General features: G+C 54.5%; 23 protein-coding genes. 13 read left to right on the top strand and 10 right to left on the bottom strand.

Annotation, left to right across the window (positions count from 1 at the left end; translation table 11 throughout):
• Nucleotides 1–42: 42 nt before the first annotated feature.
• The 6 genes from SPV1_RS08400 to SPV1_RS08375 all read right to left on the bottom strand — a co-directional run bounded on the left by SPV1_RS08400 (nt 43) and on the right by SPV1_RS08375 (nt 6,380).
• A complete protein-coding gene (locus SPV1_RS08400) occupies nt 43–2,865 on the bottom strand; it encodes a 2-oxoglutarate dehydrogenase E1 component (protein ID WP_009850729.1) in 2,823 nt (940 codons plus the stop codon).
• A 155-nt stretch (nt 2,866–3,020) separates the two neighbouring features.
• On the bottom strand, nt 3,021–3,794 hold the full coding sequence (locus SPV1_RS08395) for a YdcF family protein (RefSeq protein ID WP_009850728.1): 774 nt from the start codon (nt 3,792–3,794) through the stop codon (nt 3,021–3,023).
• Between the two features lie 290 nt (nt 3,795–4,084).
• The gene (locus SPV1_RS08390) at nt 4,085–4,495 is read right to left on the bottom strand and encodes a CBS domain-containing protein (RefSeq protein WP_009850726.1); all 411 of its coding nucleotides are present in this window, start codon (nt 4,493–4,495) and stop codon (nt 4,085–4,087) included.
• Entirely contained in the window at nt 4,492–4,842 is a 351-nt protein-coding gene (locus SPV1_RS08385) for a P-II family nitrogen regulator (RefSeq protein WP_009850725.1), read from the bottom strand. The genes SPV1_RS08390 and SPV1_RS08385 overlap by 4 nt, the downstream gene beginning before the upstream one ends.
• Before the next feature lie 24 nt (nt 4,843–4,866).
• Complete coding sequence (locus SPV1_RS08380) at nt 4,867–5,634, bottom strand: DUF1538 domain-containing protein (protein ID WP_009850724.1); 768 nt, start codon at nt 5,632–5,634, stop codon at nt 4,867–4,869.
• Nucleotides 5,631–6,380 (bottom strand): DUF1538 domain-containing protein, encoded by a 750-nt coding sequence (locus tag SPV1_RS08375; RefSeq protein ID WP_009850723.1) that lies wholly within the window; start codon nt 6,378–6,380, stop codon nt 5,631–5,633. Before SPV1_RS08375 ends, SPV1_RS08380 begins: the two co-directional genes overlap by 4 nt.
• Before the next feature lie 170 nt (nt 6,381–6,550).
• Here SPV1_RS08375 and panB point away from each other — a divergent pair, with 170 nt between their 5' ends.
• The 5 genes from panB to SPV1_RS08350 are packed head-to-tail and all read left to right on the top strand — an operon-like array spanning nt 6,551 to nt 10,589.
• Complete coding sequence (gene panB / locus SPV1_RS08370; protein ID WP_009850722.1) at nt 6,551–7,339, top strand: 3-methyl-2-oxobutanoate hydroxymethyltransferase; 789 nt, start codon at nt 6,551–6,553, stop codon at nt 7,337–7,339.
• Nucleotides 7,336–8,190 (top strand): pantoate--beta-alanine ligase, encoded by an 855-nt coding sequence (gene panC / locus SPV1_RS08365; RefSeq protein WP_009850721.1) that lies wholly within the window; start codon nt 7,336–7,338, stop codon nt 8,188–8,190. Before panB ends, panC begins: the two co-directional genes overlap by 4 nt.
• Entirely contained in the window at nt 8,187–8,564 is a 378-nt protein-coding gene (gene panD / locus SPV1_RS08360; RefSeq protein ID WP_009850720.1) for an aspartate 1-decarboxylase, read from the top strand. The genes panC and panD overlap by 4 nt, the downstream gene beginning before the upstream one ends.
• Nucleotides 8,561–10,180, top strand: a complete 1,620-nt coding sequence (locus tag SPV1_RS08355) for an NAD(P)/FAD-dependent oxidoreductase (RefSeq protein ID WP_009850719.1) — start codon at nt 8,561–8,563, stop codon at nt 10,178–10,180. The genes panD and SPV1_RS08355 overlap by 4 nt, the downstream gene beginning before the upstream one ends.
• 28 nt (nt 10,181–10,208) lie before the next feature.
• Nucleotides 10,209–10,589 (top strand): 3D domain-containing protein, encoded by a 381-nt coding sequence (locus tag SPV1_RS08350; protein WP_009850718.1) that lies wholly within the window; start codon nt 10,209–10,211, stop codon nt 10,587–10,589.
• Between the two features lie 222 nt (nt 10,590–10,811).
• On the opposite strand, the gene SPV1_RS08345 is transcribed toward SPV1_RS08350, so the two are convergent.
• Nucleotides 10,812–11,219, bottom strand: coding sequence for a helix-hairpin-helix domain-containing protein (locus SPV1_RS08345; RefSeq protein WP_009850717.1), 408 nt, complete (start codon nt 11,217–11,219; stop codon nt 10,812–10,814).
• A gap of 221 nt (nt 11,220–11,440) precedes the next feature.
• Here SPV1_RS08345 and SPV1_RS08340 point away from each other — a divergent pair, with 221 nt between their 5' ends.
• Nucleotides 11,441–12,061, top strand: a complete 621-nt coding sequence (locus tag SPV1_RS08340; RefSeq protein WP_152909290.1) for an LEA type 2 family protein — start codon at nt 11,441–11,443, stop codon at nt 12,059–12,061.
• A 179-nt stretch (nt 12,062–12,240) separates the two neighbouring features.
• The gene (locus SPV1_RS08335; RefSeq protein ID WP_009850715.1) at nt 12,241–12,840 is read left to right on the top strand and encodes an HD-GYP domain-containing protein; all 600 of its coding nucleotides are present in this window, start codon (nt 12,241–12,243) and stop codon (nt 12,838–12,840) included.
• 49 nt (nt 12,841–12,889) lie between these two features.
• Here the strand turns inward: SPV1_RS08335 and glgB are convergent, their stop codons facing one another.
• Nucleotides 12,890–15,082, bottom strand: a complete 2,193-nt coding sequence (glgB, locus tag SPV1_RS08330) for a 1,4-alpha-glucan branching protein GlgB (RefSeq protein ID WP_009850714.1) — start codon at nt 15,080–15,082, stop codon at nt 12,890–12,892.
• A gap of 51 nt (nt 15,083–15,133) precedes the next feature.
• The gene (locus tag SPV1_RS08325) at nt 15,134–16,765 is read right to left on the bottom strand and encodes an alpha-D-glucose phosphate-specific phosphoglucomutase (RefSeq protein WP_009850713.1); all 1,632 of its coding nucleotides are present in this window, start codon (nt 16,763–16,765) and stop codon (nt 15,134–15,136) included.
• Between the two features lie 134 nt (nt 16,766–16,899).
• Here SPV1_RS08325 and glgC point away from each other — a divergent pair, with 134 nt between their 5' ends.
• The 4 genes from glgC to SPV1_RS08300 all read left to right on the top strand — a co-directional run bounded on the left by glgC (nt 16,900) and on the right by SPV1_RS08300 (nt 22,790).
• On the top strand, nt 16,900–18,186 hold the full coding sequence (gene glgC / locus SPV1_RS08320; RefSeq protein WP_009850712.1) for a glucose-1-phosphate adenylyltransferase: 1,287 nt from the start codon (nt 16,900–16,902) through the stop codon (nt 18,184–18,186).
• A gap of 126 nt (nt 18,187–18,312) precedes the next feature.
• Nucleotides 18,313–20,010, top strand: coding sequence for a glycoside hydrolase family 57 protein (locus SPV1_RS08315; RefSeq protein ID WP_040881763.1), 1,698 nt, complete (start codon nt 18,313–18,315; stop codon nt 20,008–20,010).
• A gap of 77 nt (nt 20,011–20,087) precedes the next feature.
• Complete coding sequence (malQ, locus tag SPV1_RS08310) at nt 20,088–21,569, top strand: 4-alpha-glucanotransferase (protein ID WP_009850710.1); 1,482 nt, start codon at nt 20,088–20,090, stop codon at nt 21,567–21,569.
• Between the two features lie 66 nt (nt 21,570–21,635).
• Complete coding sequence (locus tag SPV1_RS08300) at nt 21,636–22,790, top strand: lytic transglycosylase domain-containing protein (protein ID WP_009850709.1); 1,155 nt, start codon at nt 21,636–21,638, stop codon at nt 22,788–22,790.
• 3 nt (nt 22,791–22,793) lie between these two features.
• Here the strand turns inward: SPV1_RS08300 and sixA are convergent, their stop codons facing one another.
• The gene (gene sixA, locus SPV1_RS08295; protein WP_009850708.1) at nt 22,794–23,267 is read right to left on the bottom strand and encodes a phosphohistidine phosphatase SixA; all 474 of its coding nucleotides are present in this window, start codon (nt 23,265–23,267) and stop codon (nt 22,794–22,796) included.
• A 179-nt stretch (nt 23,268–23,446) separates the two neighbouring features.
• Between sixA and map the strand changes: the two genes are divergently transcribed.
• Both map and SPV1_RS08285 read left to right on the top strand, forming a co-directional pair.
• A complete protein-coding gene (gene map / locus SPV1_RS08290) occupies nt 23,447–24,205 on the top strand; it encodes a type I methionyl aminopeptidase (protein WP_009850707.1) in 759 nt (252 codons plus the stop codon).
• 205 nt (nt 24,206–24,410) lie between these two features.
• The gene (locus SPV1_RS08285) at nt 24,411–26,543 is read left to right on the top strand and encodes a YgiQ family radical SAM protein (RefSeq protein WP_040881905.1); all 2,133 of its coding nucleotides are present in this window, start codon (nt 24,411–24,413) and stop codon (nt 26,541–26,543) included.
• The last annotated feature ends 173 nt before the right edge of the window (nt 26,544–26,716 follow it).

Genomic DNA, 26,716 nt, shown 5'->3' with positions numbered 1-26,716 from the left:
TCACACTTCGTTTTCCTCTGAATGTAGCCGCACACAGCCTCATCAAACCAGCATACCTTCAACACTCTTGCCGAGCGCCTGATCCAGCAGCACGGAGAGCTCCATTTGATGGCGCTTGATAGAGCCCACCGCCGGCGCCGCAGCCTCGGGACGGGTCACGGCATACACTTTCTGTTCAGTCAACAACAGTTTTCTGATCTGGTTGTTCATATACAGCCATGCACCCTGATTTTCAGGCTCCTCCTGAACCCAGCACACTTCCCTGACACCTTCATATTGCGCCAGCGCCGATCGTAATTGATTGACAGGGAACGGGTAGAGCCGCTCGATACGGATGATGGCGATATCACTGATGCCACGTTCGTTACGCGCCGCAAGCAGGTCATAGTAGACCTTGCCTGTGCACAGCAGCACGCGTCGGGTCGCCGCCGGAACAATCTCCTGCTCAGGCAACACCGGCTGAAAGGTGCCGGCAGTAAACTCATCCAGCGACGAGAAAGAGAGCTTCTGGCGCAACATGCTCTTCGGCGCCATCATGATCAGCGGCTTACGCACTTTCGATAACAACTGACGTCTGAACAGGTGAAACAACTGCGCCGGCGTCGATGGGTAAACCACCTGCATATTGTTCTCTGCGCACAACTGCAGATAGCGCTCCATCCGGGCCGATGAATGCTCAGCTCCCTGCCCTTCATAGCCATGCGGCAACCACAACACCAGCCCTGACAAGCGCTTCCACTTCGATTCGCCGGCTGCAATAAACTGATCGATCACCACCTGCGCCACATTGGCGAAATCACCGTACTGGGCTTCCCATATGACCAATGCCCTCGGTTCGGCCACCGAATAGCCGTACTCATAGCCCAGAACCGCCATCTCCGAAAGCATGCTGTCCACGACAATGAAATGTGACAGCGTCCCGTTCTCCACCTGCCGGAGGGGAATCATGCTCTTGCCCGTCTGCTGATCGTAAACCACGGCATGACGATGAAAAAAAGTGCCGCGTCCCGAATCTTCACCGGATATACGTACCCAGCCACCCTCATAAACCAGTGAGGCATAGGCCATACTTTCAGCGCAGCCCCAGTCTACCGCTTCCAGTCCGTCCATCATCCCTATACGTGCTTCGTAAATCTTTTCCACCCGCGGATGCAGCGAGAATTCAGCCGGCAGGCGATGCACCTTGCGCACCAGCATGCCAAGCAGATCAGCGCTCACACCGGTATCCGGCTCATCCATCCCCTCGGATAAAAATCCTTCCCAACGCCCCTGCAGACTGTTCAGAACATTCGGTGCCGGACGGTTTTTGGCACGTCTGACCTTATCCATGCAATCACGGTACGCCTCCACCATGGCATCGGCGCCCTCTGCAGTCAGAACACCTGCGGCGATCAGGCGATCGCGATACACCTGCTCGACAGTTGGATGCTCGGCAATACGCCGGTACATCAGCGGCTGAGTGACTTCCGGTGAATCGGTCTCATTATGACCGTGCCGTCGATAGCAGATCAGGTCGATGACAATGTCTTCGTGAAATGTATTGCGGTAATCGACGGCAATTTCCACAGCCTGACAGCAGGCCTCCGGGTCATCGCCATTCACATGCAGAATCGGTGCATGAATAATTTTGGCGATATCCGTGCAGTAGGTCGTGGAACGTGCGTCATGCGGATTAACGGTGAAGCCGATCTGATTGTTCACAACAATATGGATTGTGCCGCCGATACGAAACCCGTTGAGTTTGGATAGCTCCAGCGACTCAGCTACCACGCCCTGGCCGGCAAATGCAGCATCGCCATGCACCAGTACGCCCATTACCTCGCGCCGAGCCTTGTCACCGCGACGGCACTGACGCGCCCGCACACTGCCCAGGACTACCGGTGTAATGATCTCCAGATGCGACGGATTGAACCCCAGCGACAGATGCACCACACCGCCCGGCGTTCGCACATCGGATGAAAAACCCATATGATATTTCACATCACCCTGTCCGTGCGCCTCCTCCTTCAGTTGAGAGCCCTCAAATTCGGTGAAGATCTCAGCCAGCGACTTGCCCATGATATTGGCCAGTACATTCAGACGGCCCCGATGCGCCATACCAAGGATAATCTCACGGGTACCATTGCTGCCGGCATTCTGAATCAGCGCATCCAGCATCGGAATCAGGCTTTCGCCACCCTCCAGCGAAAACCGTTTCTGCCCGACATAGCGGGTATGCAGAAAACGCTCAAACTCTTCGGCATGCATAATACGGCCGAAAATATGGCGACGGGTATCATCATCCTCATCCGGCCTGAAGGCATTACGCTCCAGGCGGGACTGAATCCAGTGCTTACGCGCAGAATCGGTGATATGTCTGAATTCCGGCCCGATACAACCGCAATAACTCTTTTTCAGATGCGACAGAATATCGCGCAACGGCCTGTTGCGCTCTCCGATCAGATCACCGGCCGGAAACACCTGATCCAGATCAGCTTCTGACAGACCGTAATAGGCCAGCTCCATTTCCGGAGTGACTGGACGGGGATTCAAATGCAGGGGGTCCAGATTCGCATGCAGGTGCCCGTGTACCCGATAGGCATGGATCAGATACATCGCTCGAGACGGGTACTCTACATCCCCCTCACGCAGTGGCTGCTGCTGAGCCGCACTGGCAGCGGGCGCCATGCGCGTGAGCATCTGCTGATGTGCAGGTGGAGCGTCGTCACCCTGCTCTTCGGCCAGTGAAGCAAAATAGGCGCCCCACTCTGCCGGCAGCGACCCCGGATCCTGCCGGTATTGATCAAGTAACTGCTCCAAATAACTGCTTCCGGCGGCAAACAACTCATCCGGCAATGCAGTCTGCTCCGACTCTGAACGGCTCACGCCACCTCCTAAGGATCCTGCTATAGCCATTTCTAATCCTGTTTAATCGCCTTGACCAGCATCATGACAGCAGATGCATTCTGTCACACATCATCGCTTCGTAAAAAGTCATCAACGCACCGATATATGAACTTTCACACCTCATCATACTTTATTCACTGATATGCCAGCCGGTACCAGAGCAGACCAAGATACTCATGCAATCCGTCGCCTGAATCCGACAGCACATTCCAGCGGGGCAGATAGCTGCGCAGATCATACGCCTGTCGCCCGGCCCTGTAGGAGCACGGGGCGGCTATCACGTGCATGCCCAGCGATTCAAATACCCGGACAGATCTGGGCATATGCCACGCTGTAGTCACCAGAATGATCCGATGTATACCGGCTTTTTTCATCATATCCCTGATATAGAGACCATTTTCCCAGGTCGTACGAGCCCGGTTTTCTGAATGAATATGTTCAGGGTCAACGCCAAAGCGGATCAGCATCCGCGCCATGATCAACCCTTCCGGTTCCGCCTGACCCGGCTTGAACGCTCCGCCTGTTGCATAGACATCCAGATTACTTTTCAGCGCCAGATCTGCGGCATAGAGCGTGCGCATCAGTCCATCATCATGCAGAGAATCCTGACCACCATATTCCGGCGCCCGTGGATACAGCCCCCCACCGAGTACGACAATCGCACTATCGTCTGCTTTCATCTGTTGTAATTGTGATATATCAAGCGCCGGATAGCGCTGCTCCAGAGGGTTGAGCAGCAAATCGCGAACAGGTGCAGTAGAGAGCAACCACAGCAGGGCCAATGCCAGTATAACGATGGCCCGTCCCCAGGATCGTTTCCAGAAAACAAGCCCTGTGGCTGCCAGCACTATCAACCCGCCGGGCGGCAACAGCAGCTCGGTAATCATCTTGCTGAGTAACAGGTTCAATACGGGTTCAGCTCATGAATCCGGATAAAGTGGCGTTTTAGTTGATGGTATCATCTTTTTCATCATAGTGATCATCATCGGTAATCCAGTGGTACGGTGCAGTAATAACATCCATCGTCGTCACCATAGCCGATCGCACCAGACTGCAAGATGTCAGTAGTAGCAAAGAAAAAACCATCATCACAGCCAAACGCATAGGCAAATACCTCTTCCCTTACCCGGATGAGTGAGACCATCCGGGTTATTCAATACGGCTACCCTAGCCTGCATATATAACAAATAAAGCGATATTAAATCAGCTTCAACATGCCCTTGAGCACCATATCCGTATGGCTGACGATACCGATAATTTCACCGCTGCCATTGACAACCGGAGCGCGCGAGAGTCCCAGGCGGGCAAACAGCCTGCTGGCATGACGAATATTCATCTCCGGATTTACCGTCACTGCCGGCTTGGTCATGATCTCGTAGACACTGACACGGTCGGGCGATTTGTTCACGGCCAGCACATGCCGGGCGATATCGGCCAGCACGACAATCCCGTATTCATCATTGCCATCCCGTTTGTCCACAATGACGCATTTGGTTTCAACATGACGCATATGCACCAGCACATCGCGCACGGTACTCAGGCCGTCCACCACATCGTATTTTTCCTTCATCACATCGACTACACGGATAATCTTGCGTTCGTCTGTCATAGAATCTCCTCCACATCATCTTCAATGGCCTTGATCTGTCTGGCCAGACCAATGGTATCTTCCACATCCAGCTGGAAAGCCACCCCGCTGCCCGGGTTATCATCAAATCCGCCGATCATGGCAATATGCTCCAGCACCTCCCGGCTCAGGTGCTCCTCAACAATGAACATCAGCATATCACGTTGCGACTCCAGGTTCAGCCCGAAGAACGTTTTTTTCGGCGACAACCCTTCACCCCGCGCCGAACCAATTACGGTTGCACCGGTAGCACCCACTTCACGCGCTGCAAGCATGATACTCTTGGTCTGTCCTTCATCCACCAATGCAATAATCAGTTTAAAATGCATATCACTCTCCTCCTACACAATTCATCACTTCTGTCTGCGAATCAGCCAGGCCGAAAACTGGGCATAGGCAAGCACGGCCATTATGGGAAACACGCTGGCAAAGGCGATCAGACCGAACCCGTCGATTACCGGACTGCGTCCGGGCACGGTACTGGCCAGCCCCAGACCGAGTGCTGCCAACAGTGGTACGGTGACGGTTGACGTCGTAACGCCGCCTGAGTCAAAAGCCAGAGGGACTATCATTTTCGGGGCCATCATGGTTTGTAACAATACCACAACATAGGCCACGACAATATATGTCCACAACGAGGTACCGCTGACAATGCGGAAACAGCCGATGGATACGCCGATCGCCACACCGGTTGCCACAGCCATCCGCAATCCGAAAGCGGAGATGGCGCCACCGGAAATCTCTTCCGCCTTGATCGAGACGGCAATCAGCGCAGGCTCGGCAACCGTCGTCGCAAAACCGATTGAGAACCCGAAAATATAGACCCAGAAATAATCATTCCACAGATACGTCGGCGTCTGGCCGGGCTCATAGAGGAAGGCGGGGTTGGTCAGCTGACGCGCCATCGCATCCCCGAGCGGAAAGATCGCCTCCTTCAGTCCCACCAGAAACAGGGTCAGTCCGAGCACAACCATAAACAGACCGATCAAAATACGATCGAGATTCGCCAGCGGCTTTTTGAGTACCACATACTGAAAAAAGAACAGTGTGCCGATGATCGGAGCGACATCATCGAGCGTGTTGCGGAAAGTATCGAAAATATCCAGCAATAGTGACATCATCCGAGCACGACCAGCCCGTAGATCATGACGAAGACCATCGGCAACAATGAAGCCAGTGCGATCAGCCCGAAACCGTCCAGCACGGGATTGCGCCCCTCAATGGCCGAAGCCAGACCCACACCCAGAGCCGCAACCAGCGGTACGGTAATCGTCGATGTGGTTACGCCGCCTGCATCATAAGCGATACCGATAATCTCTTCGGGCGCAAAAGGAGTCATGATTTCAATTAACAGATAGCCGCTGACTATCAACCAGGGCAGCGGCCAACCGCGCAGAATACGCATCACACCGATCAGGATGGCCAGGCCGACCGACAGTGCCACACTGAGCCTCAGCCCGTTGGCGTATCCATCGCGTGCAAGCTGGTCGCTTCCGATCAGGCCGGCAGACGCTGCAATATCGGCAGCCTTGCCGGCAATGGCAATCAGCGCAGGCTCGGCAACCGTGGTACCAAAACCGAGCAAAAAGGAGAACAACAGCAACCAGAACACGCTGCCCTTATAGGCGAATGCGCTGGCCAGATTCTCACCCAGCGGGAATAGCGCACTCTCCAGTCCCCGTACAAACAGGGCCAACCCCGCAAGCACACAGAGAAAACCGACAATCATGCCGCCCAGATGCGGAATCGGCTGTTGCAGAACCAGTGTCTGAAACACAACAATAACAACCAGAATGGGAGAAATATCCCGCAGAGCCCCCAGAAGCGGACGCACCATCAGTCGCAACGACACCAGAATAGCGTTCATTTATTCACCACACCGCCTTATGGTCGGGAATTCCACATATAAGGACTCTATTCGGCAGCGCACCATGCGCAAGCCACAAACTGACCGTGACATTCTGCCCTGACAACGTATAAGCTTCGCTCATCCTGAAAGACGGTACCACCAAGGTGGACCGAAGCGGAAAGGAAGCGATGACCAGACAAAAACAGATTACTGCAGCGACGCTATTGCGCGCCAAGCAGCATAACGAAAAAACCGTATGGCTGACGGCTTATGATGCCGTAAGTGCCCAAATTGCCGAAACGGCCGGATGCGACGTCCTGCTCGTTGGCGACTCGCTGGGCATGGTCTGTCTCGGTTATGACTCCACGATTCCCGTTACCCTGGACCAGATGATCCACCATACCGCTGCTGTCGTACGCGGTCGCAGCCATGCATGGGTAGTATGTGATCTCCCCTTCGGTACCTACCAGCAATCAAAAGAGCAGGCCTTTGCCAGCAGCGTGCGCGTACTGCAGGAGACCGGCTGCGACGCCGTCAAAATCGAGGGTGGCGAACATATGGCCGAAACCATCCGCTTTCTGTCCGATCGTGGTATCGCTGTCGTGGCGCATATCGGACTGACACCGCAGTCTGTGAAGAAATTCGGCTCCTACGGCAAGCGCGGCAAGAGTGAAGGCGAGCGGTTGCAACTGCTCAAGGATGCCGAATCTGTATGCAATGCCGGTGCAGTAAGTCTTGTACTGGAAAATATACCAACCGATCTGGCCGGTGAAATAACAGGCACGCTCCCGGTTCCGACGGTAGGCATAGGTGCAGGCAGCGACTGTAATGCACAGGTGCTGGTGTGGAATGACCTGCTCGGCATATCCGCATCCAATCCCCCGTTTGCTCCGGCTTACGCCAATCTGCGCCAGATCATGAGCGATGCCGTCAGTCGCTGGGCCGATGATGTGAAGTCCGGTCGGTTTCCCGAATGAGAATCGCACACACCCCTGCTGAAATCCGGCGTCAGCTGAAGTCGCTGCGCGCCAGTAAAACCATCGCCTTTGTGCCGACCATGGGCTGCCTGCATGCAGGCCACATGAGCCTGATCCGCAAGGCAAAACAGCTTGCCGATATCGTTGTCGTCAGTATCTATGTAAATCCGCTGCAGTTCGGTCCGAATGAGGATCTGGATAACTATCCGCGCACCTTTGATGCCGATGCCAAACTGTGTGCCGATGCCGGTGTCGATTTTCTCTTCAACCCGGCCACACTTTACCCGGCAAGCGGTCCGAAAATAACCCTCAAAGCCACACAGCTCTCCGAACACCTGTGCGGTAAAGCCCGTCCCGGCCACTTCGATGGCGTGGTCACGGTGGTCAATATCCTGTTCAATATCGTACAGCCGGATATCGCCCTGTTCGGTGAAAAGGACTGGCAACAACTGGCCATCATCCGCCGCATGGTCAGTGATCTGCAAATGGCTGTGGAAGTACTCGGCGTTGAAACCGTACGCGAACCCGACGGGCTGGCCATGAGCAGTCGCAACCGTTATTTATCCGAAACTGATCGCAACCGGGCTGTTGCCCTGTCAAAGGCCCTGCGTGCCATGCAGCAACTGGCAACTGCCGGCGAGAGTGATATTGGTGTGCTAAAAGATCGGGCCAACGCCATCCTCGCCGCTGCCGATATCAGTGCCGAATATCTGGATGTTCGCAACCCGAACTCTTTGAAAAATAAAAACCGGCTGAACAGTCGACCGGCGCGCGCGTTTATCGCCGCCAGAGTCGGCAGTGCACGCCTGATCGACAATATACCGCTCCATCAAACGGAGGAATCCCAATGAAACTGACCATGCTGAAATCCAAGGTACACCGCGCCACAGTGACCCACGCCGAGCTCGACTACGAGGGTTCATGCGCCATCGACCAGGACCTGCTGGATGCAGCCAATATCCTGCAATTTGAGCAGCTGCATATCTACAATGTGGCCAATGGTGAGCGCTTTACCACCTATGCCATCACCGCACCACGCGGTTCGGGCACAATCGGCGTGAACGGCGCTGCCGCACACAAGGCAAGCCCCGGTGATCTGCTGATCATCTGCACCTATGCCGAACTGGACGCGGCAGAAGCGGCTCATTTTAACCCGACGCTGGTTTATGTGGATCACGACAACAGCATTACCCACACCAGTCACGGTCACCTTGCTGCAGCGTGAGTGTGCGCTACGCAATCGCCAATGTCCCGGTCAAGCTGAACGAAACAGATGAATCGGTCATCCGATATCTGGCAGCGCACCTGAAGCTGGATGCAGCCGCGATCATCACTGCGGTTTGTGTCCGCCGGGCTCTTGATGCACGCAGAAAAAACGAGATTCATTTTGTCTGCACCTATGAAGTTGAGCTGAATCAGCCGCTTGACCCCCTACCCGGCAACTGCCGGCTGATCGAGCACTCCGCACTGACACCAACCACTCCGGAGATATTCACACGCAGACATGACGGCAAGCAACACGCTATTGTCATCGGAGCAGGGCCGGCCGGCCTGTTTGCCGCCCTGTCACTGGCCGAAGCCGGCATCCGCGTCACGCTGCTGGAGCGTGGCAAACCGGTGGAGACGCGCATGCGCGATATCGGTCGCCTGCGCTCACGTGGCGAGCTGAACAGCGAGAGCAATATCTGCTTCGGCGAAGGCGGTGCAGGCACCTATACCGATGGCAAACTCTACACCCGCATCAAGCACCCCTATTTGCGCTGGGTATTGCATACCTTTGTCCGCTTCGGTGCCAGAGCCGATATTCTTGTGGATGCCCATCCTCATCTGGGCACGGACAAACTGGTGCGCATCGTGCGCAACATGCGCGAGCACCTGTCCGGACTGGGTGTCGATTACCGCTTTGAAAGCCGCGTGGATGATCTGCTGATCAGCGCAGGCGCAGTGACCGGTGTGCGTATTACAAATGGCGAAGAGATAGATGCCGACCACGTGGTTCTGGCTACCGGCCATTCGGCCCGCGATACCTTTGAACGTTTGCAGCAACTGGGCATACGCATGGAAGCCAAAGCCTTTGCCGTGGGCCTGCGCGCCGAACACCCACAGTCACTGATCAACAGCATCCAGTTCGGCGCCCATGCTGCAGAGCCTGCACTCGGTGCTGCCGAATACAGCTTGACCCATCAGGCGGCAGATCCACATCTGGGCCATCGCGGCATCTACTCTTTCTGCATGTGTCCGGGCGGCTTGATTGTACCCTCACCAACCGAAGCCGGCGGCATGGCCGTCAACGGCATGAGCAATGCCAAACGCGGCGGTCAGTGGGCCAACTCCGGCATTGTCGTGCAGGTCACGCCCGATGATATCTCCCGTCACGGTATTCCGGATGACCCGTTAATGGGCATTGCTTTCCAGCGCCAGCTGGAGCAGGTCACCTTTCAGGCAGCCGGCGGACAATATGCCGCTCCCGCCATGCGCCTGACCGACTTCGTTAACAGACAGGCGACAGGCAGACTCGCCCCCACCCGCTTCAAACCGCAAGCCATTGCATCCGATCTCCACGCCCTGCTGCCCGTATGGGTAGCAACGCCGCTGGCTGAAGGGTTACGGGGATTTGATCGCAAGATGCGCGGCTTTATCACCGATGAAGCCAATCTGCTGGCCAGTGAAACCCGCACCTCTTCACCTATCCGCATCGAACGCGGTGATGACATGCAAAGCGTCAGCATCAGCGGCCTCTATCCGGTCGGTGAAGGCGCAGGCTATGCCGGCGGCATTGTCTCGGCTGCCGTCGATGGCCTGAAAGCGGCAGCTGCCATTATTGAGCAGCATCACAGATAAAGCCTGATTTGCTGTCACGATTCGTCGCATGAAACTCACACCACACCTGTTCATCGCCCTGATTGTACTCCTCTCCGGCTATAGCGAGGCTTTCGCCAGAGGCGGGCACAAACTCCACGTGCAGGCCAGCGCCTATAACTCGCTCAAATCGCAGACCAACGGCAATCCGTCCGTCGGTGCCTGGGGTGATCACATCAAACCGGGCATGAAGATTATAGCAGTCTCCCGCGACCTGATTAAAATGGGACTCCGGCACAATACACGTGTAAAAATAGACGGCCTACCCGGCTATTATCTGGTCAAAGACAAGATGCACAAACGCTGGCGCCGCAAGATAGACATCTATATGGGTCGCGATGTCAAAGCCGCCCGACGCTGGGGCAAACGCGACATAATCATCCGCTGGTAAACACGCCATCAGGTGATCTTTTGCAAACCGGATTATTGCCCTGCACGCTGTTGACTCTACCAGTAGGCAAACAGGTTTCACCCTATGTATAACCTCATGAAATCAAACAGTTGTCAATCAGACCAAATCAGGCGGACGTAACTGCGTACAGCACGTCAGTAATCCCCTGTGTTCAATTTATACTGAAGATAGAAGGACTCTTCTGTCTAATAAAGAAAGGATTTATTTCTTTTTCTTTTTTCTTTTTTTGGATTTGTCAGTTTTGGCCGCTTTTTTACCTGCATTTTTGCTGGTTTTTTTTGCATCCTTCTCCGCAGCTCTGGCCAGTTTTTTTGCCTCTTCCCGAGCTTTTCTGGCGTCCTTTTTGACATCCTTCCCAGCCTGCATGGCCTCTTTTGCCGCCTTCCGTGCACACTTGTCCGCGTCCCGCCTGGCAGCTTTGTCAGCATCCTTCAAGCGTTCAGCGGCGGCCACTGTTGCCGCTGCGCGAATTTCACCAAAACCAGGCACCCGACACAGCTTTTTCACACCGCACTTGCGCAGCATCTTGACCGAATCAATACCATACTCAGAAAGTCGTGCAGCCGTGCTTTCTCCGATACCTGAAATATCCGTCAGTAAATGTTTCATTGAATCCTCCGCTCCACAGAGTGTTTACGCCCAAACAGCAGCATGGCTCTATAACTGCGAATATACCCCTGTAACTAACGAATATTCAAGGGCTACATAGTCACCTCCTCTCCTTTTTGCCTGCTTCGGCACCTGCCCGGTCCTGTCCTGATGTAATTTATAACACAGCATATCTACGACGGTCTGTTATACTTGCCCAAGCGCCGATGCAGGAGAGAGAGATGAACAAACTTCGCCTACTCACCATTTATTCCGTCATGACACTCCTGTTACTCACCGCCGGCTGCGCCTCATTCAAGCAAGCCTATGATCTTTCGCAGGTAAAATTCAAACTCGACCATATATCTGCAGTGCGGGTAGCCGGAATTGATCTGATGCATATCGATTCACCGGATCAGTTGAATGTGTATCAGATGGCACGCGCCACACTGGCCGTATCAAGAAACAACCTGCCACTTGATCTGACGCTGCATTTAACAAGCGAAAATCCGCTGGCCAATCGTATCGCCACCACGCTGAGTCGCATGGACTGGACTCTGATTCTCGATGGCCGTGAAACCATCAGCGGTACGCTGGAGGAGGATATATCACTGCCCGCCGGACAGGTACTCGATATCCCGCTGCACCTTAAACTGAATATGCTTGAGTTCTTTGACGCTGAAAATGCAATGGAACTACTGGATATGGCCCTGGCATTTGCCGGTGAAAATGGTCGGATTCCACAAGGTGTTGCGCTGAAAATCCGGCCGGTTATCAACACACCCTTCGGCCCCATGCATTACGGCAAACCACTGCTCATTAAACCCGATATTCCAAAAAAAGCGCAAACATACTCATTCTGATCCCTGCCCTGTCCATCAGGAAATATAATCACCCCACTATGAAGTGCGAGTGAGGCGAAGCTGCATCTTATTCGACCCTAAAAATTGCTCGTAATCAAGAATATGACCACGAATATATATACATCCGGCTCACTGTTATGCATGATTTCAGGCAACAATCCACATATCAGGGGACGTCAATGAAGCGGTTTGCAAAGCCGGGGCAGAATGAAGCACTACTGGCCCTTATCGGCGCACTGGACTCGCGAGCTGCCTATCACAGAGATCATGTTTCGCGCAGTAATCAGCATGCGTTTGTCGTCAAGCTGCTGAAGCGCTTTAATATCGAACCTGAAGTGAAGCAACAAATCTGCAATGCAACATTGATCCATGATATCGGGATGATCAGTGTGCCCGATTATATTCTACTCAAACCCGGCCGACTGAACCTGGATGAACGCAAGGTCGTGGAACATGCCCCGCAAATGGCGGGGAATATTCTGGCCATGGTTCCATCACTTGCTGCTGAGCGCGAAATGATTATTCACCAAAACGAGTGGTGGGACGGAAACGGTTACCCTGGAAAGTTGAAAGGCCGTGAAATTCCAATCGGCTCACGCTTTATCGCTATCGCTCAGGCCGTGGATGCCATGACATGTGATCGCGCCTACCGGCGAGCCCGTCCCATCTCCTATTGCCTGCAGGAATTGCGTCTCAATGCAGGCGTTCAGTTCGATCCCACCATCGCTCAGGTGGCCGCCACCCTGCTGTGTAATCGGGAAGACAGCGCGGACAATTGAGGAGGACAAAAACAGTAATCCTCAGCCTGATGAGCGTGGACTCTACCTGCTACGCCTGTGCAGGTCGGAATATCAGACAGGAGAGTGGCGGTAGTGTCAGACTGACCGAGTATGGCTGATTCATCCAGGGCTTCTCTTCTGCTGCAACACCACCGGCATTACCCTGATTGCTGCCGCCATAGGTTTTGGCATCACTATTCATGATTTCATTGTAATGGCCGGCCAGGGGCACACCAAGGCGGTAATGATCACGGGGAACCGGAGTAAGGTTGAGCACAACCACCACCGGCCCTCCATTTTTATCGCGGCGGATATAGCTCAACACTGACTGCTCCGCATCATTACAATCAATCCACTGAAAACCGGCACCATCGAAATCCACCTCATGCAGGGCCGGCACGTCCCTGTACAGATGATTAAGGTCCCGCATCATCAGTTGCAAACCACGGTGCGGCATAAAGTTGGCCTGATCCCATGACAACGACACATCGAAATTCCATTCCGGCCACTGACCGAATTCCAGGCCGTTGAACTGCAGTTTCTTGCCCGGATGGGTATACATATAGGTGTATAACAGACGCAGATTAGCGAATTTCTGCCAATCATCCCCCGGCATTTTTTGCGGCATCGAACCCTTGCCATGCACTACTTCATCATGTGAAAATGGCAGGATAAAATTCTCAGTAAAGGCGTAGACCATGGAAAAAGTCAGCGCGTGGTGATGATAAGAGCGGTAAATCGGCTCATTCTCGAAATAGGAGAGGGTATCGTTCATCCAGCCCATATTCCATTTCATGGTAAAGCCCAGCCCCCCCAGATAGACAGGCCGCGACACCATCGGCCATGAGGTGGACTCTTCAGCCATGGTCACAGCACCCGGAAAACGCTCATGTATCAGACAGTTGAACTGTTTGATAAATTCAACCGCCTCCAGATTTTCACGGCCACCGTATTTATTGGGCATCCACTCGCCCTCTTCACGTGAATAATCCAGATACAGCATCGATGCCACGGCATCCACACGCAGTCCATCCAGATGATATTCATCCAGCCAGAACAGCGCCGAGGCAATCAGGAAATTACGCACCTCATTACGACCGAAGTTGAAGATATAGGTGCCCCAATCCTTGTGCTCGCCAAGTCTCGGGTCTTCATGCTCATACAACGGCGTACCGTCAAAGCGCGCCAGTCCGTGCGCATCCTTGGGAAAGTGCGCCGGCACCCAGTCAAGAAACACACCGATGTTATTCTGATGACAATAATCGACAAAATAGCGGAATTCATCGGGCGTGCCGAATCGGCTGGTCGGAGCAAAATAACCGACCGTCTGATAACCCCAGGAGCCGTCAAACGGGTGTTCGGTGACCGGCATCAGTTCGATATGTGTATAACCCATCCACTGACAATATTCGACCAGCTGATGGGCAAGTTCCCGGTAGTTCATATACTCGCTGCCATCATCAGCCTGACGACGCCACGACCCCAGATGTACTTCATAAATACTCATCGGCTTGTCGGCTGCCTGAAGCACCGCTCTGTTATCTACCCATGCATCATCAGACCAGGTATAAGCTTTGGCATTATGCACAACACTGGCAGTAGCCGGACGCAGCTCCATCTGCTGAGCATACGGGTCTGCCTTTTCAAATACCTCTCCGTGCTGCGAACGGAGTTCAAACTTGTAGGTTTCTCCTTCGCACAGGCCGGGAATGAAGAGCTCCCACACGCCGGATCCGCCGCGCACACGCATCTGGTGTTCGCGCCCGTCCCAGTGATTGAAATTACCTACAACAGAGACACGTCGTGCCGACGGCGCCCATACAGCAAAGCTGACGCCCGACACACCTCCATGCTCGCGCACATGTGCACCCATAATCCGGTATTTTTCGAAATGGTTGCCCTCACCGATCAGATGCAGGTCCATCTCACCGAGAATCGGGGCAAAGCGATAGACATCCTCCTCTTCCCAGCTGTGACCGTCGGCCTGTTCTATACGCAATCGATAATTCCGGTCCAGATCACCGCTCTTCCATTGCTTTTCAAAAAAATCGGTACCCTCGATACGAGCCATCGGCATGGCTTTACCACCCTCAGGCAGCAGCCACATTTTTTCCGCTCGAGGTTTGAATGCCCGCACCACCACGCCGCTACCTTCAGGATGCCGTCCCAGATAAGCGAACGGATCATAACTACGGGCTTCCAGAACCGCCCATGCTTCATCACTAAGGTTGATCTTTTTCATACATTCCTCTCATTGGGCTGTATTTTCTAGTGCTACGGCGTGCGGCAAATCTCAGGTAATCACGGTGGGCTTGTCCCGACCTGTACGATCAATCAGGCCCGACAGGCGTGAGGCTGCAACAATCATATCTGCCAGCGCATCCTGCGCATCCAGCCCGTGCTTGCTGCTGTCCGCTTCATACGACTCCAGATACAGACGAATCGTTGCACCACTGGTGCCCGTACCGGAGAGACGAAAAATCATGCGCGAGCCATCCTCAAACAGCACACGTACACCCTGATTACGGCTGACACTGCCATCCACCGGGTCGGTATAGGAAAAGTCATCACATGCACTGATTCTGCGTCCGGCCAACATCGTCCCCGGTAGTGTAGCAAACTGATCACGTACCTGCTCCAGTACGGCCTCGGCGGCAACGGAATCAACACCTTCATAGTCATGGCGCGAGTAATAGTTGCGCCCGAACTGCTGCCAGTGCTTTTTCAGAATATCAGCAACCGGTTCGTTGCGGACAGCCAGAATATTCAGCCAGAACAGCACAGCCCACAAACCATCTTTTTCACGCACATGATTCGATCCTGTGCCGAATGACTCCTCACCGCACAGGGTAACCTTCCCCGCATCCATCAGGTTACCGAAAAACTTCCACCCGGTCGGCGTCTCAAAGCAGGGCAAACCCATGGACGCCGCCACACGATCTGCCGCAGCCGAGGTCGGCATCGAGCGGGCCACCCCGGCAATGCCGCCGGCATAGCCGGGAGCAAGCGTTGCATTGGCAGCCAGCACTGCCAGCGAATCACTCGGCGTCACAAAGAAATGGTCGCCCAGAATCATATTGCGGTCGCCATCACCATCAGAGGCAGCACCAAATGCCGGCGCATCATCACCATACATGATCTCCACCAACTCATGCGCATAGGTCAGGTTCGGATCTGGATGACCACCACCGAAATCCTCTTTCGGCTCGCCATTCATCACAGTACCGGCCGGTGCACCGAGCAGCCCCTCGAGAATCGCTGTTGCGTAAGGGCCTGTAACGGCGTGCATGGCATCAAACTTCATGCTGAAACCGGAGGCCAGCAGCTTGCTAATCGCGTCGAAATCAAACAGTGACTGCATCAGTGCGGCATAATCGGATACAGGATCAATCACCTCCACCTGCATGCCTGCCAGTACAAAAGAGCCGGTTTGATCCAGATCCACGTCATCACAATCGGCAATCTTGTAGTGATCAATATCCAGCGTGCGCGCATACATCGCTTCGGTAATCTGTTCGGGTGCAGGGCCGCCATTGCCGATGTTGTATTTGATACCAAAATCTTCATCCGGGCCGGCCGGATTATGACTGGCTGAGAGAATCAGCCCTCCATAGGCCTGATGCTTCCTGATCACGCAGGAAGCTGCCGGAGTTGACAGAATGCCGCCCTGGCCGACCAACACTTTACCAAAGCCGTTGGCTGCAGCCATCTTCAAAATAATCTGGATGGCTTCGCGATTGTAAAAGCGACCATCGCCACCAACAACCAGCGTCTGACCATGAAAATCGCCGATCGAGTCAAATACTGCCTGTACAAAATTTGCCAGATAGTGTGGCTGCTGAAACACATTCACTTTCTTGCGCAAGCCGGACGTACCCGGCCTCTGCCCGTCGAATGGCTTGGTATATACAGTTTGCATTAGCATAATGACTATATCCTCCCCTGCTCCGCGGCCATACTAGCGCGAAGACGCCATGAAATCACTACATGGCAGAACACAAATTTTGCTGCTAGTATGCGTTCACGATATGAAAACCACCACAGGGGGGGGATGCAACAATGGCACCGCAAACCGACAATAGTATGGGCCCGCAAATGGAACGAAATATCAGTAAGCTCACAGCCAACACGGTGGCTCTGGTTCTGGCTGGTGGCCGCGGATCAAGACTGAAAGATCTGACCAACTGGCGCGCCAAACCGGCTGTACCGTTTGGCGGCAAGTTTCGCATCATCGATTTCCCGATGTCCAACTGCATCAACTCCGGCATTCGCCGCATCTCTGTCCTCACCCAGTACAAATCGCACTCCCTTCAACGCCATCTGCAACGCGGCTGGAGCTTCATGTCCGGTCAGTTCGGCGAGTTTGTCGAAGTTCTGCCCGCCCAGCAGCGCAAGGGCGAAGGCTGGTACGCAGGCACCGCCGATGCCGTTTACCAGAATCTGGATATTATCCGCCACTACAACCCCGAATATGTCGTCATCCTCGCCGGTGATCATATTTACAAGATGGATTACGGTAAAATGATCGCGGCTCATGTCGCCAAGGGTGCCGATATTACTGTTGGTTGTATTCCTGTTCCGCTGGAAGAAGCCAAGGCATTCGGTGTGATGGGCATTGACGATGATTCCCGTATTACTGAATTTGCCGAAAAGCCATCAAACCCCAAGCCGATACCCGGCGATGAGGGCCAGGCTCTGGCCTCCATGGGCATCTATGTCTTCTCCAAGCAATACCTGCGTGACCGGCTTGTTGCCGACGCGATAAATAAAGCATCCACACATGATTTCGGTCATGATCTGATCCCCCATTCCATCAAACATGCCAACGCATTTGCCTTCCCGTTTATGGCCGGCAATACCAGCGCATCGGGATACTGGCGCGATGTCGGAACCATTGATGCCTATTGGGAAGCCAATATTAACCTGTGCGACATCGCGCCTGAGCTGAACCTGTATGACAAAAACTGGCCGATATGGACCCATCAGGAGCAGCTGCCGCCGGCCAAGTTCGCTTTTGATGATGATGAGCGCCGCGGTCATGCCATTGATTCTCTGGTATCAGGCGGCTGCCTCGTGACCGGTGCTACCATCCGGCATTCGCTGCTGTTCTCCAGCGTTCGCGTTCATTCGCATACGCTGGTCGAGGATTCCGTGATTCTACCGGATGTGGAAATCAGGCATAACTGCCGCATCAAACGCTGCGTCATCGGCAAGAGCACGATCATTCCCGAAGGAACCGTGATTGGTGAAGATCCGGTTGAGGATGCCAAACGTTTCCATGTATCGGAAGGTGGCATTGTACTTGTCACGCCTGAAATGCTCGGGCAGAACATGCATGAAGCATAATCCACATAATCCACCTGCTGTCAGGGGTTGCTGTTGAACCCTGACCAGCCACATAATTCGACAAACACCAGCGCTGATGACATTGTCCATGAGGGCGACCACGAAGGTGGAGCGCAAGGAGAGACTATGAGTCGACCACTTTCTGTGATTTTTTACTGGCATATGCATCAGCCGTTTTATCGCGATGCCGATTCAGGGCGCTATCATCTGCCGTGGGTCTACCTGCATGCCATCAAGGATTACACCGATATGGCGGAGATCATCTCGCAACTGCCGGGCGCCCGCGCTGTAATCAATTATGTGCCCTCGCTAACAGCGCAGATTGAAGATTATGCAGCACATCTGCGCGATTTTCTTAACGGCGACCAGGACCAGTTGAATGACCCGCTACTTGCGGCACTGGCAGACCAGCATGGTCAGTACGATGCGGCAGGCCGCGCCTTTTTGCTGGAGAGCTGCTTTCGTCTGAATCACGAGCGCAATATGCATCGCTACCCTGCCTATTCACTGCTCTGGCAGATGGCTGAACATGCAAAAAGCCACGATGCAACCGGTTATCTGGGTAACAGTTATTTCACTGATCTGGTCACCTGGTATCATCTTGCATGGCTGGGTGAAACAGTACGGCAGCACAACTTTGTCGCCCGCCGCCTGATCGAAAAAGCCAAGGACTTTACCTATCAGGACAGACGCGACCTGATCACGCTGATTGCATCCCTGCTGGATAAAATCCCGGCCACCCACCGCAAGCTGGTGGAAGATGGCAAAATTGAACTGACCACGACCCCTTACGCACATCCGATTATTCCGCTGATGCTGGATTTCAACACCGCACATGAAACAGTAGCGGATGCCCTGCTGCCGGCTGAACCCTACCCCGGCGGCCGTGAACGGGCTGAAGAGCATATTGCCATGGCCCGTACCCATCATGAACAGGTCTTTGGCCAAACTCCAAGTGGCTGCTGGCCGGCCGAAGGGGCTGTCTCCGATGCAACGCTGGGCCTACTCGGCAAAGCCGACTTCCAGTGGTGCGCCACGGGCGAAGCCGTACTGCATCATTCGCTGAAATACAATCTGCGCGAGCAACAGGGCAACCGCGATCTCTATCACCCCTGGCTGGTTGGCAAAGGCAAAGAGCAGATCACCTGTTTCTTCCGCGATGACCGTCTGTCAGACCTGCTCGGCTTTGAATATTCGCGCTGGCACACCCAGGATGCGGTAAATAACTTCATGCACGAACTGGCCGGCATCCATCACCGTACCCAAGGCATGGATGCACCGGTTGTTACCATCATTATGGATGGTGAAAATGCATGGGAGCATTATCACGAAAATGCACTGCCATTTCTGACCAGGCTCTATCAGTCAATTGCTGAAAATGATGATTATAATCTGACTACATGCAGTGATTATCTGGCAGCGCACCCGACAACAGACAAACTGGATCATCTGGTATCGGGATCATGGGTATATGGCAATCTCTCCACATGGATTGGTGACACAGCCAAAACGCGCGGCTGGGAATTATTGATCGAAGCAAAACATGCCTATGACAAACATATCGACGCCCTGAGCCCCGAGCAGCAGGAAGCGGCAAAAGAGCAGCTGCGTATTTGTGAAGGCTCGGACTGGTGCTGGTGGTTTGGTGATTATAATCCGGGGGCTGCCGTACGTGATTTTGACAGTCTCTACAGACGCCATCTCGGCAAACTCTATCAACTGCTGGGTTGTCCGGTTCCTGTATCGCTACATGCTTCCATTTCACATGGCGGCGGCGATGCTGAAGGCGGCGGTACCATGCGCAGAGGCGGCGCAGATTCCTGAGTGCCACATGTCATCCACCCTTCCCACCAGGATGTGAGGCCATGCGTGGCTGATAGAGCTAAATAAAGGACACGATTATGGTTACATGGATTGACCGCCGTAAATCGGCAGTGCTTTTGCACATTACGTCCCTGCCCGGCCCGTTTCATAAAGGTGTCCTGGGCAAGGAAGCGTTCGCCTTTATTGATGCCATCGCAGCAGCCGGTTTCAGCGTCTGGCAGTTTCTGCCGCTGGGACCGACGCACGGGCATGGCTCACCATACGAGTCGCTCTCTTCATTTGCCGGCAACCCGGAACTGCTGGATTTGCGCGAGTTCACCAGCAAAGGCTGGCTCGATGAGACGGATCTGGATGATGAACTGACGGCTGAACGCCATGCCGAACTGCGCACAAAAGCATCACTGAATTTCTGGCAGCAGGCGGCAGCCGATACGCAGCTGCAGCAGGATGTGCAAGCCTTCTGCCAGCAACATAGCAGCTGGCTGGAGGATTACTCACTCTTCTCCACGCTGAAATCGATCCTGGCTGATCGCGCCTGGTGGCACTGGCCGCAAACCTTGCGGGATCAGGACACCGAGGCACTGGCCACAACGCGCGCCTGTAATACCGTGCGAATTCAACAGGTTATATTCGAGCAGTTCATGTTCGACTGTCAGTGGAAAGCCATCAAATCCTATGCTGAAGTCAGCGGGATAGAATTATTCGGAGATCTGCCCATCTATGTAGCTCATGACTCTGCAGATGTCTGGGCCGCCAAACAGATGTTCACCGTTTCTGACATCGGACTGTGCGATGAAGTTGCCGGCGTACCACCGGATTACTTCTCTGCTACCGGGCAGCGCTGGGGTAATCCGCTCTATCGCTGGGATAAAATGGTTGAAGATCATTTCGCATGGTGGGTTGAACGTGTCAGACACCAGATGGAGCGCATGCACCTGTTGCGTATCGACCATTTTCGCGGTCTGGAAGCCTACTGGGCTATTCCGGGCGAAAGTGGTGACGGCATCATCGGCGAATGGCGCAAAGCGCCCGGCCGTGCACTGCTGGAAACTCTGCAGCAGCAACTGGGAGCGCTGCCGCTGGTAGCGGAAGATCTGGGTATTATCACCGATGAAGTGACAACCCTGAGAAAGGATTTTGGTCTGCCCGGCATGAAAATATTGCAGTTTGCGTTTGGCGGCGATGATCATAATCCCTATCTGCCTTGTAATCATGACGTCGACAGCGTTGTCTATACCGGCACCCATGACAACGATACGACCGTAGGCTGGTTTAACCATGCAGACGAGCATATACGCCAGCATGCACTTCAAGTGCTGGACACCAGGCCTGCCGACATTGCCTGGGCCATGATAGAAGCGGCCCTTGCTTCGCCGGCCATGCTTGCCGTCATTCCGATGCAGGATCTGCTGGAGCTGGACAGTGATGCAAAATTCAACACGCCAGGCACACTGGAGAACAACTGGTGCTGGCGCCTGGACAGTATTCCGGATGCAGAAAACGGTTGCTGGCAAAAAGCAGCCCGGCTCAACCGCAAATACGACCGCAGCACAGACTAACATCCCGATGACCGGGACGTGACTCCCGTCATATTTCACCCGCGCGCCCTTAAGCATAGTGGCGGCATGAATATTCGAGATATACGCACTGTTATCCTGCTGGCCAGCCTCACGACGTTCTCTGCCTGCGCCCAATTCAACGGCGGAAGCAGCTTCAGCGACTGGTTTCGCCCGCCACCTCCCCCTGCCACCGCAGTCGCAACACCTCCTCCCAGCCCCTTTCTTGCAGATCTCTCCGAGGGAGAGATCGCGTCGGTAAAGGCCGAGGCCATGCGTGTCTACGGCCCCTCCTGGCAGCGTATTAGCGAGCGCTCCCGCTATGTGAGGCAGCCACTGGTTGAGACACTGGCGCGCTACGGTGCGCCGATTGCACTGCAGATGATCCCGGTCGTGGAGTCCGGATATAACCCCTATGCTAGATCGGAAGTCGGCGCTACAGGCCTGTGGCAGTTAATGCCTGAAACGGCGACCGACCTGCGCATCAGGAGCAACAAACTGGTGGACGGTCGACGCGACATTGAGGCCAGCACACGCGGTGCCGCCCATTTTTTATTAAAGCAATACGCCCGTTTCGGCAGCTGGCCGCTGGCATTCGCCGCCTATCATCTCGGCCCGAGCGGCGTACAGCGCCGGATCGATCGACACCCGTGGCACAACGGCGACGGACTCAGGCGGTTGCCACTGCCGCCCATCACCAAAACCTATATCCGTCATATTCTCGGCCTGATTGCACTGCAACGAGATGGTCAGCTACTGCTGCCCCCACCTTACCCGACCAGCACCGTGGTGATTCACTCACCGGTGGATCTGGAGCGACTGCACAACGTTGCCGGCATGCGGAAAAACCAGCTGTTCCGCTTCAATCCGAAACTGGCCCGCATGCAATATTATCACGACAGGCCGAAACAGCTGAGCTTGCGTATTACACAAAAGGGAGCAAAACGCGTGCATCACATCATCCCGTCTGCGGCGTCGAACAAATTGTATATCCGCGTACAACGCGGGGAATCCATCGCTCAGATCAGCAGACACTATCGTGTGTCCGTCTACGTATTAAAAAAAGAGAATCCGGAGCTGGTAGCCAGGGGACTCAGGCAGGGCATGCGACTGAATATACCGGTGAAAGATCTGAGCCGTGCCAAAATCACAGCCAATCCGCTGATCAAGAAGCCATCACCTGAGTTGGCAGAAATCACAACCGTCGCCACAGCTGATCTGTAACACTTATTTATCCTCACCATAAAACAGCGTCGGATTCAGCTGCCAGAGGATGGACCAGCCGTTGTCGCAGCGCTCCAGGCAAACCACGCCGCCATTGCGAAAACGAACCACCTCACGCCCGGGGTCTGCACAGAGCATCAACCCGGCCAGACGCTGCAGGTGCGGCAGGTGCCCGATGAGCAACAGATCCTCGTCCATCGCGTTCAAACGATCCGCCCAGATGGATAGATCATCATCGGGCGACAAACCCGCCGCCTGTGTAACAGGAATATTACCCCATGCTTCGCTAAACATCTCCGCCGTCTGCTGCGCACGCAATTTTCCGCTGTGCAAAATCCGCGCCGGCCGTGGCTTCTCAAACAGGCCGAGAAACCCGGCTATGCGGGTCACATCCTCCCGTCCCTGAGCAGAGAGCGGTCGGGCCGCATCCTGATCTTTCTCTTTTGCCAACCCGTGTTGCACCAGATATACCCGCATAACTCCCCCCCCCTATCATCACTCACCACGAAAGGCATACAAACAAATAACGACAAGCCTGTCGGATCACCCTTTCGACCATTACGCTCATCTTTGTGGTGAAAGCTTGTCAATAATGACCTTGCACGGAGTTTAGTACAGAGTAGCGGGCACACCAACAGGACACAGACGGAGTTACCATGGTTCAGATCAAATCAGCAGCAGATATCGAGGCAATGAAACCCGCCTGCCGGCATGCCGCCGATACACTGGTGATGATCGAACCCTACATCCAGCCCGGGATCACTACCGATGAGATCAATGATCTGGTTCACGCGTTTACAATTGAGGCCGGCGGCATCCCTGCCCCGCTCAATTATCACGGTTTCCCGAAGTCGGTATGCACCTCGGTCAATCACGTTGTATGCCACGGCATCCCCGGCGACAAAAAGATTCTCGAAGGCGATATCATCAACGTCGATGTCACCACCATCATCAATGGCTGGCATGGCGATACCAGCAAAACCTTTTATGTCGGCGAGCCGAAAATCAAGGCACGGAAAGTAACCGAGGTGGCACGGCGCGCACTGGAGATCGGTATTGCGGTTGTGCGCCCCGGCGCCACGCTGGGCGATATCGGTCATGCCATTCAAACCTATGTGGAAGGCGAAAAATGTTCCGTCGTGAAAGAGTACTGCGGTCACGGTATCGGTCGGGTATTTCACGAAGATCCGCAGGTACTGCACTATGGCAAACCCGGCGCCGGAATGATGCTGAAACCGGGCATGGTTTTCACTATCGAACCGATGGTCAATTTCGGTAAAGCTGCGGTCAAGGTTCTGGCAGACCACTGGACAGTGGTCACGCGTGACAAATCGCTCTCGGCGCAGTTCGAACACACACTTGCAGTGACCGACACCGGCTACGAAATTCTCACCGTTCCCAGCACAGAAGCATAGGTATTCCTCACTTAACAAACCTTCGAACGGGCTTCATCCGCCGTTTTATTGCGTTGTGAGGCTTTACTCCAATCATGCAGAACCAGACCCGGGCAACTCGACCTGTTCGCCCGCAACGCCATAAACCCCTATTCAGGGTGCTGCAGCATTCAGAGGGCATTCGCGTTAGAGTTTGCCGATGAACAACAACGCACCCGTTACCGATATGGAGACTCCACGGCCGATCACATCAATGCCGCGCTACCGGCCCGAACTGACTACGGCCGAGCAGTTGCCAATGAGCCGGGCCGAGATGGATGCACTCGGTTGGGATGCCTGCGACATCATCATTGTCACCGGCGATGCCTATGTGGATCACCCGAGTTTCGGCATGGGCGTGATAGGGCGTGTGCTGGAGGCGCAGGGTTTCCGGGTCGGCATTATCGCCCAACCGGACTGGAAATCGGCCGATGATTTTCGCGCGCTCGGCAGACCGAATCTCTTTTTCGGTGTCACCGCCGGCAATATGGACTCAATGGTCAACCACTACACCTCCGAGCGCCGTATCCGCTCGGACGATGCCTATACTCCGGGCGGTGTAGCCGGTAAACGACCGGATAGGGCTGTTACCGTCTATGCCCAGCGCTGTCGTGAAGCATGTAAGGGTGTACCGGTGATTATCGGTAGTATCGAAGCCTCACTGCGTCGCATCGCCCAATACGATTACTGGTCGGACACCGTACGTCGCTCGGTACTGCCCGATTCCAAGGCCGACCTGCTGGTCTTCGGCAATGGCGAGCGTCAGATCATCGAGATTGCCCACCGACTGGCAAACGGCGAGTCGATCCGGGATATAAACGATATTCGCGGCACCGCCCTGATGCGTAACAGCGTACCCGATGGTTGGCATGAAATTGATTCCACCGAGGTGGACACACCCGGTAAACTGGTCGAACATCCCGACCCGTATGCCATGAAGGAGGCGAATACGTCGCGCTGTGCGGAGCAAAACAGCGCAACAGAAGCACAACCAATACGACTGATGTCCCGCAGCCTGAACAGTAAGAATACGGTGATTCGTCTACCGTCGTTTGAAACTGTAAAAGCCGACCCGGTGCTCTATGCACATGCCTCACGCCTGCTACATCTGGAGACCAATCCGGGCAATGCACGCGCACTCATGCAGCGTCACGGCACACGTGAGGTATGGCTCAATCCACCGGCCATACCCTTGACGACTGACGAGATGGATTACGTCTTCGGTCTGCCCTACTCACGCATACCGCATCATGCCTACAGCAAGCAGCGTATTCCTGCTTACGATATGATCAAACATTCGGTGAATATCATGCGCGGCTGCTTCGGCGGCTGTACATTCTGCTCGATCACCGAGCATGAGGGGCGCATCATCCAGAGCCGCTCTGAAAATTCTATCATCCACGAAATCGAGCAGATTCGGGATAAAACACCCGGCTTTGCCGGCACAATCTCAGACCTCGGCGGCCCCACGGCCAATATGTACCGTCTGGCCTGCAAATCAACCGAGATTGAAGCAGCCTGCCGCAAGCCCTCATGTGTGTTTCCGGATATCTGCAAAAACCTGAATACCGATCATACGCCCCTGATCAGGCTTTACCGGCGTGCGCGGAGCCTGCGCGGTATCAAGCGCATCTTTATCGCATCGGGCCTGCGTTACGACTTGGCCGTAACTTCACCTGAATATATCGAGGAGTTGGCCACCCACCATGTCGGTGGCTACCTGAAGATTGCGCCCGAACACACCGAAGACGGACCGCTGGAGAAAATGATGAAGCCGGGCATAGGCAGCTTCGACCGCTTTAAACAGATGTTTGAGGCCGCCTCGCTAAAGGCCGGCAAGAAGCAATATCTGATCCCCTATTTTATCGCCGCGCACCCCGGCACAACGGATGAGGATATGCTCAATCTGGCCATGTGGCTGAAAGCCAACAGTTTCAGGCCCGATCAGGTGCAGGCATTCCTGCCCTCTCCGATGGCAACAGCATCGGCAATGTATTATTCGGGCAAAAACCCGTTACGAAAAATCAGTCAGCAGAGTGAATCGGTATTCACGCCGAAGCGGAAAAAACAGCGGGAACTGCACAAGGCCTTCCTGCGTTATCATGACCCGGAAAACTGGCCGATATTGCGCGATGCCCTGATCAAAATGGGCAGAGCGGAGCTGATCGGCAATGATGTCACATCATTGGTGCCGCCGGCCCGTGGCGGCACAAGCGGCACGGGCCGGGACACACGCAAGCGCAACCCGATCACTCGTCCCGCCAGATCAGAATTGCGCGGCAGGAAAGTGACGCCCCGAAGGCGCAAGCCCAAACAGTAGAATGCATGCGGAGTTAGTACTCACAGCGTGACTCCCTCTCTTTGAGCGGATCTGTACCACCTATTTATTGGTAAACAGCGGGCGCGGGAACGGGTAGTTCACCTTGCCGCTGGCATTGTCTCTGGTTGCAGGTTTTGTCGTACTTTTGTCTTCATGAATACGAATCATCATAG

It is taken from the genome of Mariprofundus ferrooxydans PV-1 (assembly GCF_000153765.1).
Lineage (GTDB): Bacteria > Pseudomonadota > Zetaproteobacteria > Mariprofundales > Mariprofundaceae > Mariprofundus > Mariprofundus ferrooxydans.
This window is presented reverse-complemented; position numbering and strand designations above follow the sequence as displayed.

Bases quoted from the DNA above. Each gene is read 5' to 3' on its own strand.
- map (WP_009850707.1), top strand. From the start codon at position 23,447: ATGGTTCAGATCAAATCAGCAGCAGATATCGAGGCAATGAAACCCGCC.
- panB (WP_009850722.1), top strand. From the start codon at position 6,551: ATGACCAGACAAAAACAGATTACTGCAGCGACGCTATTGCGCGCCAAG.
- malQ (WP_009850710.1), top strand. From the start codon at position 20,088: ATGGTTACATGGATTGACCGCCGTAAATCGGCAGTGCTTTTGCACATT.
- panC (WP_009850721.1), top strand. From the start codon at position 7,336: ATGAGAATCGCACACACCCCTGCTGAAATCCGGCGTCAGCTGAAGTCG.
- SPV1_RS08335 (WP_009850715.1), top strand. From the start codon at position 12,241: ATGAAGCGGTTTGCAAAGCCGGGGCAGAATGAAGCACTACTGGCCCTT.
- SPV1_RS08345 (WP_009850717.1), bottom strand. From the start codon at position 11,219: ATGAAACATTTACTGACGGATATTTCAGGTATCGGAGAAAGCACGGCT.
- SPV1_RS08390 (WP_009850726.1), bottom strand. From the start codon at position 4,495: ATGACAGACGAACGCAAGATTATCCGTGTAGTCGATGTGATGAAGGAA.
- SPV1_RS08300 (WP_009850709.1), top strand. From the start codon at position 21,636: ATGAATATTCGAGATATACGCACTGTTATCCTGCTGGCCAGCCTCACG.
- SPV1_RS08380 (WP_009850724.1), bottom strand. From the start codon at position 5,634: ATGATGTCACTATTGCTGGATATTTTCGATACTTTCCGCAACACGCTC.
- SPV1_RS08340 (WP_152909290.1), top strand. From the start codon at position 11,441: ATGAACAAACTTCGCCTACTCACCATTTATTCCGTCATGACACTCCTG.
- glgB (WP_009850714.1), bottom strand. From the start codon at position 15,082: ATGAAAAAGATCAACCTTAGTGATGAAGCATGGGCGGTTCTGGAAGCC.
- glgC (WP_009850712.1), top strand. From the start codon at position 16,900: ATGGCACCGCAAACCGACAATAGTATGGGCCCGCAAATGGAACGAAAT.
- SPV1_RS08375 (WP_009850723.1), bottom strand. From the start codon at position 6,380: ATGAACGCTATTCTGGTGTCGTTGCGACTGATGGTGCGTCCGCTTCTG.
- panD (WP_009850720.1), top strand. From the start codon at position 8,187: ATGAAACTGACCATGCTGAAATCCAAGGTACACCGCGCCACAGTGACC.
- SPV1_RS08325 (WP_009850713.1), bottom strand. From the start codon at position 16,765: ATGCTAATGCAAACTGTATATACCAAGCCATTCGACGGGCAGAGGCCG.
- sixA (WP_009850708.1), bottom strand. From the start codon at position 23,267: ATGCGGGTATATCTGGTGCAACACGGGTTGGCAAAAGAGAAAGATCAG.
- SPV1_RS08350 (WP_009850718.1), top strand. From the start codon at position 10,209: ATGAAACTCACACCACACCTGTTCATCGCCCTGATTGTACTCCTCTCC.
- SPV1_RS08315 (WP_040881763.1), top strand. From the start codon at position 18,313: ATGAGTCGACCACTTTCTGTGATTTTTTACTGGCATATGCATCAGCCG.
- SPV1_RS08285 (WP_040881905.1), top strand. From the start codon at position 24,411: ATGGAGACTCCACGGCCGATCACATCAATGCCGCGCTACCGGCCCGAA.
- SPV1_RS08385 (WP_009850725.1), bottom strand. From the start codon at position 4,842: ATGCATTTTAAACTGATTATTGCATTGGTGGATGAAGGACAGACCAAG.